At 67.6% G+C, this 14035-nt stretch carries 10 protein-coding genes; 2 read left to right on the top strand and 8 right to left on the bottom strand.

Annotation, left to right across the window (positions count from 1 at the left end; translation table 11 throughout):
* Positions 1-30 precede the first annotated feature (30 nt).
* The gene (locus tag ACQZF9_RS21140) at positions 31-1293 is read left to right on the top strand and encodes an acyloxyacyl hydrolase (RefSeq protein ID WP_428310938.1); all 1263 of its coding nucleotides are present in this window, start codon (positions 31-33) and stop codon (positions 1291-1293) included.
* Between the two features lie 86 nt (positions 1294-1379).
* Here the strand turns inward: ACQZF9_RS21140 and ACQZF9_RS21135 are convergent, their stop codons facing one another.
* Together ACQZF9_RS21135 and ACQZF9_RS21130 are read right to left on the bottom strand one after the other, a co-directional pair.
* The gene (locus tag ACQZF9_RS21135) at positions 1380-2609 is read right to left on the bottom strand and encodes a multifunctional CCA addition/repair protein (RefSeq protein WP_428310937.1); all 1230 of its coding nucleotides are present in this window, start codon (positions 2607-2609) and stop codon (positions 1380-1382) included.
* Entirely contained in the window at positions 2606-4660 is a 2055-nt protein-coding gene (locus ACQZF9_RS21130) for a transglycosylase SLT domain-containing protein (protein ID WP_428310936.1), read from the bottom strand. The genes ACQZF9_RS21135 and ACQZF9_RS21130 overlap by 4 nt, the downstream gene beginning before the upstream one ends.
* A 143-nt stretch (positions 4661-4803) precedes the next feature.
* Between ACQZF9_RS21130 and ACQZF9_RS21125 the strand changes: the two genes are divergently transcribed.
* Complete coding sequence (locus tag ACQZF9_RS21125) at positions 4804-6165, top strand: peptidoglycan-binding domain-containing protein (RefSeq protein ID WP_428310935.1); 1362 nt, start codon at positions 4804-4806, stop codon at positions 6163-6165.
* 50 nt (positions 6166-6215) lie between these two features.
* Here the strand turns inward: ACQZF9_RS21125 and ACQZF9_RS21120 are convergent, their stop codons facing one another.
* From ACQZF9_RS21120 to ACQZF9_RS21095, 6 genes are all read right to left on the bottom strand, one after another.
* Positions 6216-6644, bottom strand: a complete 429-nt coding sequence (locus ACQZF9_RS21120) for a DUF1499 domain-containing protein (protein ID WP_428310934.1) — start codon at positions 6642-6644, stop codon at positions 6216-6218.
* Positions 6645-6666: 22 nt separating this feature from the next.
* Positions 6667-7605, bottom strand: a complete 939-nt coding sequence (locus tag ACQZF9_RS21115; protein WP_428310933.1) for a LysR substrate-binding domain-containing protein — start codon at positions 7603-7605, stop codon at positions 6667-6669.
* Positions 7606-7786: 181 nt separating this feature from the next.
* Positions 7787-8716, bottom strand: a complete 930-nt coding sequence (gene hemF / locus ACQZF9_RS21110; protein WP_428313473.1) for an oxygen-dependent coproporphyrinogen oxidase — start codon at positions 8714-8716, stop codon at positions 7787-7789.
* Positions 8717-8800: 84 nt separating this feature from the next.
* Positions 8801-10795 carry a reprolysin-like metallopeptidase gene (locus tag ACQZF9_RS21105; RefSeq protein WP_428310932.1) on the bottom strand — a complete coding sequence of 665 codons (1995 nt, stop codon included), beginning with the start codon at positions 10793-10795 and terminating at the stop codon, positions 8801-8803.
* A 71-nt stretch (positions 10796-10866) separates the two neighbouring features.
* Positions 10867-11469: an L-threonylcarbamoyladenylate synthase gene (locus tag ACQZF9_RS21100; protein WP_428310931.1), complete on the bottom strand. Its 603-nt coding sequence runs from the start codon at positions 11467-11469 to the stop codon at positions 10867-10869.
* Positions 11470-11472: 3 nt separating this feature from the next.
* Positions 11473-13941 (bottom strand): DNA topoisomerase I, encoded by a 2469-nt coding sequence (locus ACQZF9_RS21095; protein WP_428310930.1) that lies wholly within the window; start codon positions 13939-13941, stop codon positions 11473-11475.
* Positions 13942-14035 lie beyond the last annotated feature (94 nt).

Genomic DNA, 14035 nt, shown 5'->3' with positions numbered 1-14035 from the left:
CTTCGGGGTATCGGTCCGGGAGATAGCCGCATGACAAACAAAAAGAACGAAGCTGTGCGTTTCACGAAGGGGGGTCTGTTTCTTGCGCTGGCCGGCATGGTGCCGGCTGTGGCGCAGGCAGGCGACGGTTGGTACATCGGTGCGGAAGGCGGCGCCAACTTCGTCGACAAGCAGACGTTCAAAATTTATTACCCCGACGGCGGCGGGCTGGTCGAAGACGGCACCAAGGTCGGCGAGGTCAAGTTCAAGACCGGCTGGATCGGCGGACTGGTCACCGGTTATTCGTTCGCAAACGGTCTGCGCCCGGAACTGGAAATCGCCTACCGCGAGAACGACCTCAAAAGCATTCATACCGACCCCACCGGCGTGCTGACCGGCGTGCTGACGCCGGGTGGCTCCGACGCGACCGGCGTGCACGGCGACGAGAACGCGCAGACGGCGATGGCCAATCTGTGGTTCGACTTCTTCAAGAGCAGCGCATTCCATCCCTACATTGGGGCGGGTGCGGGCGCGGCGCGCGTCGAGATGCACAGCGCTGGCTACGACAACCAGGACTTTCAGAACACTTCGGATGTCGTGTTCGCCTACCAGGGCGGCGCCGGCCTCGGCGTCGATCTGGGCCCGCACTGGACGCTGTCGCTGGACTATCGCCATCTCGAAACGATGCGCGCCAGGCTCAACCTGCTCGACGACTCGCCGGAAACGCGGGTCAAGCTGCGCTACAGCGGCGACTCGGCCCTGCTGAGCCTGCGTTATTCGTTCGGCGAACCGCCGGCTCCTCCAGCGCCGGCCCCCGAGCCGCCGGCCGAAGTGGTGCCTCCGGTTGAACCGCCGCCTCCGCCTCCGCCGCCACCCCCGCCCTGCGAAAGCCCGGCCGCGGGCAAGGCGTTCACGCTGGAAGGCTGCAACGTCGGCGACAAGGTGGTGCTGCGCGGCGTCAACTTCGAGTTCGACAAGGCCACGCTGACGCCGGACGCGAAGGTGCTGCTCGACATCGTCACGGACGCGCTGGTCGCGCGCACCGACATCATGGTCGAGCTCGACGGCCACACCGATTCCAAGGGCTCGGACGAGTACAACCAGAAGCTGTCCGAGCGCCGCTCGGAATCGGTCAAGCAGTATCTGGTCGGCCGCGGCATCGACGCCGGCCGCATGACGACGATGGGCTTCGGCGAAAGCCAGCCGGTGCAGGACAACGCCACCGACGAAGGCCGCGAATACAACCGTCGTGTCGAGCTCAAGGTCACCGCCAGCAACGGCAACGTGACCACGGAAGCGGCCAAGCCGGAGTAGTCGCCGCGCGCAGCTTGTAGGAGCGGACCCTGTCCGCGACTGTGCCGTCAAGGCCTCAGTCGCGGACAGGGTCCGCTCCTACAGATCTAAAGCGTCTGCTTCCAGAGCTTCAACGCCTGCTCGCGGCGCAGCAGGATCTGCTCGCTGACCGCCGGCCCGCTGTGGCCGTCGCGCATCACCTCCGCGGCCTGGACTTTCAGCGTGACGGTGCGCGCTTCGCGCAGAAAATCCACGACCGGATAGTCGCAGTTTTCCAGACCCAGACGGCCGCGTGCGTCGCACAGGCAGCTTTGCAATGCCTGCTCGAAAAATTCGCCGGACTTTTTGAACGCGCCGAAGCGCTCGAGCAGACCGAGCAAAGTCGCCGGCCGCAGTTCGCGCGCGCGATGCACGTTCAGATGGTCACGCGTGACCGCCAGCGCCAGGTCGCGTGTCTGGTTGGGCACGCGCAGGCGCTCGCAGAATTGTGCGACCAGCGGCAGGCCGCGCTCCTCGTGCATGCGATGGCCTGGCCACTCGGCGCGAGGTGTCGCGGCCTTGCCCAGATCGTGCAGCAGCGCGGTCACGCGTACCGGCAGCGCGAAGCCGTGGCGCACCGCCGCGTCGACGCACATCAAGGTATGTGTCAGCGTGTCGACTTCCGGGTGATAGTCGGCGCGCTGCGGCACACCGCGCAACGCCGCGAGTTCCGGCATCACGCGGGCGAGCGCGCCGCAGGCTTCCAGATCTTCGAAGTACACGCTGGGCTTTTCCGCTTCCAGCATCGCGCGCTCGGTTTCTTTCCACACACGCTCGGCGACCAGTGCGTCGGCTTCGCCGGCCTCGACCATCGTGCGCATCAAGGCCATCGTCTCGTCGGCGATGACGAAGCCGCGCGGTGCATAGCGCGCGTGAAAACGTGCGAGCCGCAGAATGCGTACCGGGTCTTCGGCGAAAGATTCGGAGACGTGACGCAGCACTTTCGCTGCCAGGTCTTTGCGGCCGCCGTAAGGATCGATGATCGTTCCATCATCGTCCTGCGCCATCGCGTTGACGGTCAGATCGCGGCGACGCAGATCCTCTTCCAGCGTCACCTCGGGCGAGGCGTCCATGACGAAGCCGTGATAGCCGCGGCCGGACTTGCGCTCGGTGCGCGCGAGCGCGGTTTCTTCCTTGGTTTTCGGGTCGAGGAAAACCGGGAAATCCTTGCCCACCGGCCGGTAGCCGGCCGCGATCATCTGCTCCGGTGTCGCGCCGACGACCACCCAGTCGCGCTCGCTGACGTCGCGGCCGAGCAGCGCATCGCGCACCGCGCCGCCGACCAGATAGCGCTTCACGGCAGATCGCCGCTGGCGGTCGGCGTGATCGCGTGCATCAGCTTGTCGATCTTCTGCGGCGCGCCGTCGGCGCGCCAGCCGAATACGGCGCTGTGCCAGATCACGCGCTGGATGTAGCTGCGCGTTTCGTTGTACGGCACGTTCTCGATCCAGATGTCGGCGTCCAGCGAATCCTTCGCCGGCTGCCAGCGCGACACCGGTTTCGGGCCGGCGTTGTAGGCGCCGAGCACCAGCACGAATTCGTTGTCGTAACGCTCCAGCAGCTCGCGCAGATGCAGCGCGCCGAGGCGCGTGTTGATCTCGGGATTGAACAGGTCGGCCGCGCTCGGTAGCGGCTGCTGCTGGCGGCGTGCGGTGTCGCGCGCTGTGCCGATCAGCATCTGCAGCAGGCCGAGCGCGTCGGCGCGTGAACGCGCGCGAGGGTCGTACAGCGACTCCTGGCGCATCACCGCATAAATCCAGTTCGACGGCACGCCGCTGGCTCGCGATGCGGCCGCGACTTCATTCTCGAACGGCCGCGGATACAGCAGCTCCAGGTCGTTGAACACCTGCGCCTTGCTGGCCGCGGCGACGGTCTGCACCTGCGCGCCCCAGGTCTGCGCCAGCCGCGCGGCCTGCACCAGCTGCGCGTTGTCGAGTGCGGCGATCTGCTCGCTCCATTCCAGGCTCGACCATTCGTTGCGGCCCGCCAGCCACAGCTCGCGCACGCGCGTCATGCCCGGTTTCTGCGCGAGCTGCTGCTGCAGCGCCGGGTCTTTCGCACTGACGGCCGGTAGCGGCATATAACCGCGATCCAGGCGATACGCGGCGAGCAGCGGGTAGTAGCCGGTCTCGCCGGCGAGCTTTTCGTACAGCGCGCGCGCGCTGGCCTTGTCGCCGTTTTTTTCCAGGCCGCGCGCGCGCCAGTAGCGCCAGCGCTGCTGCTCGGCCAGCGTCGGCGGCAGCGCCGCGAGCCAGGCATTGGCCTGTTTCCAGTCGCCGGCCCACAGCGCCGCGCGGATGCGCCACTCGTGGCTGCGTTCGTCCAGCGCGGCGTCGTCGACCGCGCGAAACGCGCTCACCGTCTGCGGCAGCCGGCTCCACGCCGAACCCAGGGCGACTTCGCGACGCAGCTCGGCCGGCGTTGCCGGCGTGGCCAGCGCGCAGGGCGTGCCACAGGCGCGGATGAAGTTGTCCAGCCGTGGCGGCGTGTTCAGCGGGTTGCTGCGGCCGAGCTTGGAAAACGCGGCGGCGATGGCCTCCGGCTCCTGTGCGCGCATCAGTTCCGGGCCAGCGGCGGCGATCGCATCGAGTTCGCGATCCGGGGTGCGCAGCAGCCGCGTCCAGCTGCGCAGCGCCGGCAGCGACTCCGGCGGCAGCGAACGCAGCAGGAAGTCGGCGAGATCGGCGTTGCCGGCCTGCAGTGCCAGGCGCGCGCGCTTCTCGGTCAGCTCAGGCGTGAACCAGCCGCGCGCCCTGGCCCATTCGAAAGGCGCGACGCAGGCGTCGGGCAGCTGCGCGCCGGTGGTCCACAGATCGAGCACCGCGCCGCGCAGCGGATCGGCCGCGGCAGGGCTGGGCGTGCCCGGCTCCGGCGGCTGCGCGGCGATCAGCGCGTTGAGCCGCTCGCAGCGCAGCCGCGCATCGGCGCGGTTGTCCAGATAGTTCGCCAGGAACGGCTGCCAGTTGCGGCGCTTGGCCAGGTCCACGAGCCAGTCGTGGCGCAGCTCGCGGGTCCACGGCGCATCGCCGTCGCGCTGCAATAGCGCCGCGACCGCCGCATCATCGGCGGCGACGCCGAAGCGCAGCGGCGTACGCAGGCGCTGCGCTTCGAGATAGGGATACAGCACATAGCCGCGCAGCGCCGCCGAGGCTTCGCCGATGCTGCCCGCCAGGGCTGGCGACGGCATCGCCTCGAGCGCCTCGATCTGCTGCACGAATTCGGCGCGCACCGCGCTGTTGTCGGTGGCGGCGGTGGCCGGCGCCTGGGCCCGGGCTGCGGCCGCGATCAGCGCCAGCGGCATCACCAGCGTCAGCACCGCGGCCTGGTGCTTGGAGAGAAGGTGGCTCATCGTCGACATTCTAGAGCAGCCAAGCTGAAAGCCAGCCGGCCCGGCCGCTGCGCGCCGCGCTGGACAAAGTATCCCGGTGTTCGCACGCGTCTCCGGGCCGCTGATACCATCGTCCGGATAGCGGCTTATTCGACTAATAAAGCGTGAAGGGAACCATGGTCAGCTTCGGACACAAGGCCTGTTGGGCGACGGGGCTTGCCGCCTTGTTGTCGGCTTGCGCGAGCACCAGCGGCACCGGCGCGCGCAGCCCGGACTTCTACGCCGACATTCCGCCGCCGACGCCGTCCAGCGCGATCAGCCGCTACCAGATCTACGACAGCAGCACCGCCGCGCCGCCGCGCCCGGCGTTCGAATCCGAGCGCATCCCGCCGCCGTCGGCGCTGGCGACGCCGGCCTACAGCGTGCCGTCGCGCGCCGAGGAAGAACAGCGCACCACCGCCGAGCGCCTCGCCCAGTGGCAGCGCAGCGGCAACGGCCTGACGTCGATGACGACCACCGGCGCAGTCACCAATGGCGTGCAGCCGGCGCTGATTCCGGTGGTGCAGACCGCGGTCGTGCAGAGCGCGCCGGCCGGTTACGCCAGCACCGATTACTACGCCGGCGCCAGCAACATCGGCGCCGGCGCGACGATCCCGCCGATGCCGCAGACCGCGCGCCCCGGCGAGTGCTACGCGCTGGTGCGCACGCCGGAGCAGTACCGCACGCTGCAGCGCGACTACGTCGCGCGTCCCGGCTACGACGGCGTGCAGGTGATACCGGCGCGTTACCAGACGGCGCTGCAGGATTACGTGACCCAGGAAGGTTACGAGCGCCTGGAAGTGATTCCGGCAACGTTCAGGACCGTGACCGAGCAGGTCGAAGTCACGCCGCCGAGCACGCGGTATCTGGCCAGCGAGCCGGTCTATGAAACCATCACCGAAAAAGTGCTGGAGAAGCCGGCGACACAGACCTGGAAGCGCGGCCGCGGCCCGATCCAGAAGCTCGACAATGCCACCGGCGAGGTGATGTGCCTGGTCGAGGAGCCGGCGGTGTACCGCACGGTGACGCGCAAGGTGCTGAAGACCCAGCCATTGATGCGCGAAGTGCAGGTGCCGGGTGAATACCGAACGGTGACGCGGCGCGTGATCGACCAGCCGGCGCAGGTGCGCCGCGTCGCGGTCGCCGAGCAGCGTTCGACGGTGCAGGTGCAGAAGCTGGTCGCGCCGGCCGCGTACCAGACCGTGCGCGTACCGGACCAGATGGCCAGCTACACCACGCGCGAGCTGGCCGCGCCGGCGACGCTGGAATGGCGCCCGGTGCTGTGCGAAACCAACATGAAGGATTCAACCGTGCGCCGCGTGCAGGACGCGCTGCGCAGCGCCGGCTTCGACCCTGGCCCCAGTGATGGCCGCGCCGGCACCCGCACGCTCGATGCGCTCAATGCCTACCAGCGCAGCAAGGGGCTGCCGGAAGACCGCTACCTGAACCTGCAGAGCCTGCAGTCGCTAGGTGTGGCTTACAGCTGAGGCTGCGCGATCCCGGGTTTCACCCGGGCTACCGTGAAAGCCGGGGACTTTTACTCGGCGTCGTCGAAGCGCTCGCGCAGCGTCTCCAGCCGCGCGCGGTTCATGCCGAAATCCGACGGGCCGAGCCGCGCCGCCGAGCGCACGTGGATCACCGACTCGGCCGGCGCCACCAGGAACTCGACGTCGTGGATCATGCCGAGCAGGTCGGTCTGGAATTCGGCGTAGACGTAGTCCCGCGTCTGCGTGACCAGCGTGCAGCGCGGCTCCTCCAGCAGCACCGCGAGCAGCCGCGTCATCGCGTCGCCGGGGCTGCCGGCGTACTTGAACGGATGGATGTGCTGCGGCCCGAGTTCGCCGCGCACCTCGGCCTGCTGCTGGCTGCAGACGCAGGTGGCCTTGTCTTCCGGGCACGGCGTCAGCCGGCCGTTGCGCACGCCCAGATTCTCCGGGCGTTTACCGCTGATCCTGATCAGGCTCATCGCGTCGGCGTCGGCATTACTTCTAGGCTTCCAGCCGGGATTCGGCGGGCAGCATCGTGACGCCGCGCAGCGGGGACTGAAGGATCGCCTCGCGCAGCGCGTTGATCGCGGCCAGGCGCGGATAGGTCTTGCGCCAGACCAGCGCGATGCGCCGCGCCGGCGCTTTCGGCGCGAACGGCTTGAACACGATCAGCCCGGCCTCGTCGCTGCGATTCTCCACCGACGAGCGCGGCAGCACGGTGATGCCGAGGCCGCCGGCGACCATGTGGCGGATCGTTTCCAGCGAGCTGCCGGTCTGTGCGCGCGGGCCATCGCCGTCGGGCTCGACACATTTCGGGCAGGCCTGCACCACCTGATCGCGAAAGCAGTGGCCGGGGCCGAGCAGCAGCAGGTGCTCCTCGGCGAGCTTGCGCGCCGGAATTTCGGCCTCGTTCTTCCAGCGATGATCCCGGGGCATCAGCACGACGAAATCCTCGTCGTACAGCGGCCATGCGGCGAAGCCCTGCATGTCCACCGGCAGCGCCACCACGGCGACGTCGAGCTCGTTGTCGCGCAGCTGTTCGAGCAGCTTGGCGGTGAAGTTTTCCTCGATCACCAGCGGCATCATCGGCGCGGTTTCGCGGATCACCGGAATCAGGTGCGGCAGCAGGTAGGGCCCGACCGTGTAGATCGCGCCGAAGCGCAGCGGGCCGGCGAGCTCGTCGCGGCCTTCGCGGGCGAGATCGTCGATCAGCTTGGCCTCGGCCAGCACGCGCCGCGCCTGCGCGATCACGCGCTCGCCGACCGGCGTCGGCCGCGCTTCGCCGCGGTTACGCTCGAACAGCAGCACGCCGAGTTCGTCCTCGAGCTTTTTCACCGCGACCGACAGCGTCGGCTGCGACACGAAGGAGCGCTCGGCCGCCCGGCCGAAATGCCGTTCCTTTTCCAGATTGACCAGGTAGCGCAACTCGGTGAGCGTCATGGCGTCAGCATAACGGATGAAGCTGCAGACGCTGGGGCCGTGATCCCTTCTCCCCCCGGGAGAAGGTGGCGCGGAGCGCCGGATGAGGGACTGGGAGTTCGCGCGAACGTCGAGTCCCTCACCCCTGGCCCCTCTCCCGAAGGGAGAGGGGATTCCTCGTCAAATTGGTGCCGTGTGCGCCCTACAGCCACTCGCGCGGTTTCAGGTATCGCGCCAGCTGCGCTTCGGCGCTGCCGGCTTCCGGTTGATGGTCGTATTGCCAGCTCGCCAGCGGCGGCATCGACATCAAAATGGATTCGGTGCGGCCGCCGCTTTGCAGGCCGAACAGCGTGCCGCGGTCGAACACCAGGTTGAACTCGACGTAGCGGCCTCGGCGCATCAGCTGCCAGTGGCGCTCGCGCTCGCCGTAAGGCGTGTCGCGGCGACGCCCGACGATCGCCAGATACGCCGGCAGAAACGCATCGCCGACCTGGCGTTGCAGTGCGAAGCTCGCGTCGAAGCCGCCTTCGCTCCAGTCGTCGAAGAACAGGCCGCCGATGCCACGCGTCTCGTTGCGATGCTTCAGATAAAAATAATCGTCGCAGTGCTTTTTCAGCCTGGGATAAACCGCTGCGCCGGACGGCGCGCAGGCATCACGCGCGGCCGCATGCCAGCTGCGCGCATCGTCCTCGAACACGTAGTAGGGCGTGAGGTCGAAGCCGCCGCCGAACCACCACACCGGCTCGCCGCCGGGCTTTTCGGCCAGGAACATGCGCACGTTCATGTGCACGGTCGGGATGTAGGGATTGCGCGGATGCAGCACCAGCGACACGCCCATCGCACGGAACGAGCGGCCGGCCAGCTCGGGCCGCTGCGCGCTCGCGGACGGCGGCAGCTGGTCGCCAGCGACCAGCGAGAAGCCGACGCCGGCGCGCTCGAACAGCGCGCCGCCTTCCAGAATGCGGGTGATGCCATTGCCGCGCAGCGGCGCATCGTCGGGCTTGCGCCATTGGTCCGCGGCGAAGCTTTTGCCGTCGGCGGCACTGAGCGCGTCGCAGATGCGTGTCTGCAGATCGCGCAGGTAAGTCTCGACCGCTGCGGCGTCGGGACTGTCTTGCGTGGAGGAAGGGATGAAACTCAACGGGGCGGCTCCGCTAGCGGGTTTCGGATGCGTGGCGTGCACGCATCCTAGCCGCCCCGTTGTGCTGCGTCAGCGTTACGGCGCCGCGGTGATCGCGAAATCAGCGTCGGACACGTCGAAGAAGACGTTATTGCTGCACTTGATCTTCAGTCGCGCGGTGCTGCTCGCGGTGGTCGGCAAGCTGACGTTGGCCTTGCCGGTGTTGGCCACTTTCGCCTTCAGCTTGGTGAACGTGCTCAGGCCGTCGGTGGACAGAAACACGTCGACGGTGGAGCAGGACACCGGTGCCAGATCGGTATTGGCCACGTCCCAGCTGATTTTCAGCTTGCTGCCGGCCGCGTAGCTGGCGCCGCCATTCGGCACCAGCAGCTTGAACGGGCCGGCGGTGTCGGTGACGTTGAAGCTCAGCAGCGAGCTGCTGACGCCGCCCGAAGACGGCGCGACCTGGTTGTCGCGCACGGTCAGGCGGAAGTCCAGCGTGCGGCTCACCGCCGGCAGGATCTCGCCGATGGTGTGGGTGTTGGCGAGCAGATCGGAGACCTGCGGGAACACGCGCGTGGCGGTCTTCACCGGCAGGAACGAGCGGAACAGCGGCGCGGTCGCGTCCGGTGCATCCGGCGAGCCGGCCGCGCCCAGGTCCATCTGCTCCCACTGGTAGGTCAGCTTGTTCTTCTTGTCCGGATCGCTGCTCTTGACCGCGGTCAGCTCGAACGGCGTCTGCTTGGGAATGGTGTAGCCGCCGAGGCCGGCGTCGGCGGTCGGCGGATTGTTGCCGCTGGCCGTGGTCACCGCGCAGCTGTTGCCGGTGTCGCTGCGCGTGTAGTCGACGATTTCGTCGAAGCTCGCCGCGTGGAAGGTGTCGATGCTGTGCGGCGCGATGTCGTCGGCGCCGCAGATGCCAGCGTAGGCCATGATGGTGACGCCGCTGCCCGGCTCGTAGGCCGTCGAGGCATTGCGGTTGCCGCCGCCGCAGGAGCCGGTCTGGCTGTTGAAGGTGTGGTTGGCGCCGAACTGGTGGCCCATTTCGTGGGCGACGTAGTCGATGTAGAAGGCGTCGCCGGTCGGTGCCGGCAGGCCGGTCACGCCGGCGCCCTTGGATCCGCCGCAGACCACGCCGAGGCCGGCGACACCGCCGCCGCCGGTGCTGACGACGTGGCCGATGTCGTAGGCGCCGGAGCCGATCGCGAGATTCAAGATGCGCGTGTTCGTGTTCACCATCAGGCTGCCCGAGTTGTTCACATACGGGTCCAGCGTCGGATCGGTGTAGATGATCGCGTCCTCGTTGGCGATCAGCTGCAGGCGCACGCCGACTTCACGCTCGTAGACGCCGGTGACGCGGTTGGTGACGTTGACCAGCTCGGCCAGCACGATGCCCTTGTCCGGCGTGCTGCTGTCCGGGTCCTGGAACTCGGCGTATTCGCCGGTGGTGGCCAGCGCCAGGCGGTAGGTGCGCAGGTCGGTGGCGATGCTGGCGGCGTTGGTGCCGATGGCCGCGGCGCCGAGGTCGCGACGACGCGTGATCGAGCTCAGCGAACTGTCGACGACGTCGCCCGCGCCGCTGCGCCTGGGCATGTCGCGCGTGTAGTAGCTCTGGTGGATGCGGGTTTCACCGCGGCGCAGCGGATCGATGAACACCGTGCCCTGCGGTGTGAAGATCTGGCCATGGAAGCCGCGTGGGCCGAGGTCGAAACGGCCGCTGATGTTCGGGTCGGTTTCGCTGACGCCGGAGAACGTGCGGATCTGCGGATAACGCGCGGCCAGCGCCGGCGCCATCACCGAAGTCGCGGCGATGCGGAAGCTCATGCTGCTGCCATCGGGCATCGGCAGGTTGATCACCGGCCGCGACGACAGCGCGGTGCCTTCCACCGGCAGCGCCGCCAACTGCGCGCGCAAGGAGTCGCTGTCGAGATCGAAGATGCGCGCCTTGTTCGGCTGGATCAGCCGCGGCGTGGTCAGCTTGCTCGCCGAAGCCGAGGCATCGGCCCACAGGCTGGAAGAGGCGGCCGCAGCCGGCCCGCAGTAAAGCGCGGCCATGCAGCAGGCCGCCACGAAAGGTTTCAGGGTGCGCATGGTCTTCTTCAGCGAGTGAGGAGACCGGGTTTGTATCAGCTCGGATGCGGCCCCCGACAGGGGAGAGGACCTCAGGCGCGGACGGTGCGTCCACTCAGCAGATCGCGAATGATCGTCGGCCGCGGCGCGCGGCCGATGGGGCCGGGGACGACGTCGATGGCACGGCCGAAGCGCAGCCGCACTTCGGTGACGTTGCGTGCCGGCGTTTCACCGGCGCGATTGGCGCTGGTCGACACCAGCGGTCCGAGTGCGTCGCACAACTCCACCGCGGCCGGATGGCGGGTGATGCGCACCGCGATCTTGCTGCTGCCGCCGGTGATCCACGGCGGTGCCTCTGGCGTCGCCGGCCACAGCCAGGTATGCGGGCCGGGCCAGGTGCGGAACGCGCGGTCTTCGACTTTCTCGGCCAGCGGCATCAGCCAGTGTTCGATCTCGGCGAAATCCGAGGCGATCACGATCAGGCCCTTTTCGATCGGCCGCTGTTTCAGCGCCAGCAGGCGCATCACCGCAGCCTGATTCTCCGGATCGCAGCCCAGGCCCCAGACCGCTTCGGTCGGGTAGGCGATCAGGCCGCCGGCGCGCACGCTGCGCGCCGCCTTGCGCAGGTGGATGTTGCTGAGCACCGGGCCGCGCGGCTTGGTGGTCGTCTCTCTGGCGAAGTCTTTTGCGGCCACGATTTAAGGCTTTTTCTTCTTCGGCGCCGACTTCTTGGTGGCTTTCTTGGAAGCCGCCTTTTTGGTCGCGGCTTTCTTCACGGCGGTCTTGGTCGTCGCCGTCTTGGTGGCGGCCGTCTTTTTGCTGGCCGCGCCTTTCTTGCCGCCCTTGCCGCCTTTCTTGCCGCCGTTGGCCTTGTCCTTCTCCTCGGCCTCGTTCAGAAAGAACTCGCAGTCCAGCGCCGACAGGGTTTCCGGATCGCGCGTCTTCGGAATGTTGGCGCGGCGCGTGCCGTCGGTGATGTACGGCCCGAAGCGGCCCTTGATGATGCGGATGCCGGCGCCTTCGAAGACCTTGATCGTCGCCGCTTCCAGCGCCGCGGCCTTCTGCTCGATCAGCTCGATCGCGCGCGGCAGGCCGATGGTGTAGGGGTCGTCGTCCTTCTTCAGCGACACGAAGCTCTTGCCGTAGCGCGCATACGGTCCGAAGCGGCCGATGTTGACCTCGACCTCGTCGCCGTTCTCGAGCGTGCCCAGGCGCCGCGGCAGCTGGAACAGCGCCAGTGCGTCGGCCAGCGTGACGGTGTCGATGCGCTGGTTCGCGCGCAGGCTGGCGAAGCGCGGCTTGTCGACGTCGTCCTTGGTGCCGATCTGCACGAACGGCCCATAGCGGCCGAGGCGCGCCGACACCGGCTTGCCGGTCGCCGGGTCGATGCCGATCTGCCGCGTCTCGCTCACTTCCTGGCGCGTCAGCTCCATCTTTTCGTCGACGCGCGGCTTGAACGAGCCCCAGAAGTCGGCCATCAGCGGCACCCACTCGCGCTCGCCGCGCGATACCGCGTCGAGATCGTCTTCGAGCTTGGCGGTGAATTCGTAGTCGACGTACTGGGTGAAGTGATCGGTCAAAAACTTGTTGACGATCATGCCGACGTCGGTCGGCGTGAACTGCTTGCTGTCCAGGCGTACGTATTCGCGCGCCTGCAGCGTGCTGATGATCGAGGCGTAGGTCGACGGGCGGCCGATGTCGAATTCTTCCAGCGTCTTGACCAGCGAGGCTTCGGTGTAGCGCGGCGGCGGCTGGGTGAAATGCTGCTCGGCGTCGAGGTCGAGCAGGTTCACGGTCTCGCCGACTTCGAGCACCGGCAGGCGCTTGTCGTCCTCGTCGTCCTCGTCGCTCTTGTCGAGCGGATCGGTGACCTTGATGTTGTACGCGGCCAGGAAGCCCGGCTCCAGCAGCACGCTGCCGTTGGCGCGGAACGTATGCTGCAGGCCGGCTTTCAGGTCGGCGGCGACGGTGTCGAATACCGCCGGATTCATCTGGCAGGCCATGGTGCGCTTCCAGATCAGCTCGTAGAGCTTGGCCTGGTCCGGCGACAGGAAACGCGCCACCGATTTGGGCGTGCGCGCGGCCGAGGTCGGGCGCACCGCTTCGTGCGCTTCCTGCGCGTTCTTGCTCTTGCTCTTGTAGTAGCGCGGCTCGCCGGGCAGCGTCTTGTCGCCGAACTCCTTGACGATGGTCTTGCGGATTTCGGCGATCGCTTCCTGCGCCAGGCTGACCGAGTCGGTACGCATGTAGCTGATCAGGCCGACGGTGTCGCCGCCCAGATCCACACCTTCATACAGCTGCTGCGCGGCGCGCATCGTGCGGCTGGAGGTGAAGCCGAGCTTGCGGTTGGCTTCCTGCTGCAGCGTCGAGGTAGTGAACGGCGGCGAGGGATTGCGGCGACGCTGCTTCTTGTCGACGGCGACGACCTTCAGCGAGCCCTGCGCCGCCGCCAGGATGCGCACCTTGGCCGCGTCCGAGCCGCCGGCGTCGGTCAGCGTGAACTGCTCGACCTTCTGGCCGTCGAGTTCGGTCAGCTTGGCGCCGAAGCTCTGCGCTTCTTTCTGCGCGCGCGCTTCCAGGGTCCAGTATTCCTGCGGCACGAAGGCGCGGATCTCGAGCTCGCGCTCGCAGATCAGGCGCAGCGCCGGGCTCTGCACGCGGCCGGCCGACAGGCCGGGCTGGATCTTGCGCCACAGCAGCGGCGACAGGTTGAAGCCGACCAGGTAATCCAGCGCGCGCCGCGCCTGCTGGGCGTTGACCAGGTCGTAGGCGATGTCGCGGGGGTTGGCGATGGCCTCGTTGACCGCGCGCTCGGTGATTTCGTGGAACACCACGCGCTTGACCGGCTTGTTCTTCAGCGCGCCTTTTTCCTTCAGCAGCTCGACCAGATGCCAGCTGATCGCCTCGCCTTCGCGATCAGGGTCGGTCGCCAGAAACAGCGCGTCGGCTTCCTTTAATGCACTGATGATCGCGCGAACGTGTTTCTCGTTGCGGTCGATGATCTGGTACTTCATGTCGAAGCTGCCGGAGGTGTCGACGGCGCCGTCCTTCGGCACCAGATCGCGCACGTGGCCGTACGACGCCAGGACCTCGAAGTCCTTGCCCAGATACTTTTTGATCGTCTTCGCCTTGGCCGGCGACTCGACGATGACCAGGTTCTTGCTCATTGCACCGCTGCTGGGGTTGAAGCTGAACGCGGTTTTAGGGGCCGCGGGGATCGTGCTTATAAGGGCAAGCCGGCGCCGGTGTCTAGCGAAGATT

It is taken from the genome of Hydrocarboniphaga sp., assembly GCF_965279055.1.
In the GTDB taxonomy this organism is placed as follows: Bacteria; Pseudomonadota; Gammaproteobacteria; order Nevskiales; family Nevskiaceae; genus Hydrocarboniphaga.
Note: the sequence above shows the minus strand (reverse complement) of the source record. Positions and strands in the feature narration are given on the sequence as shown.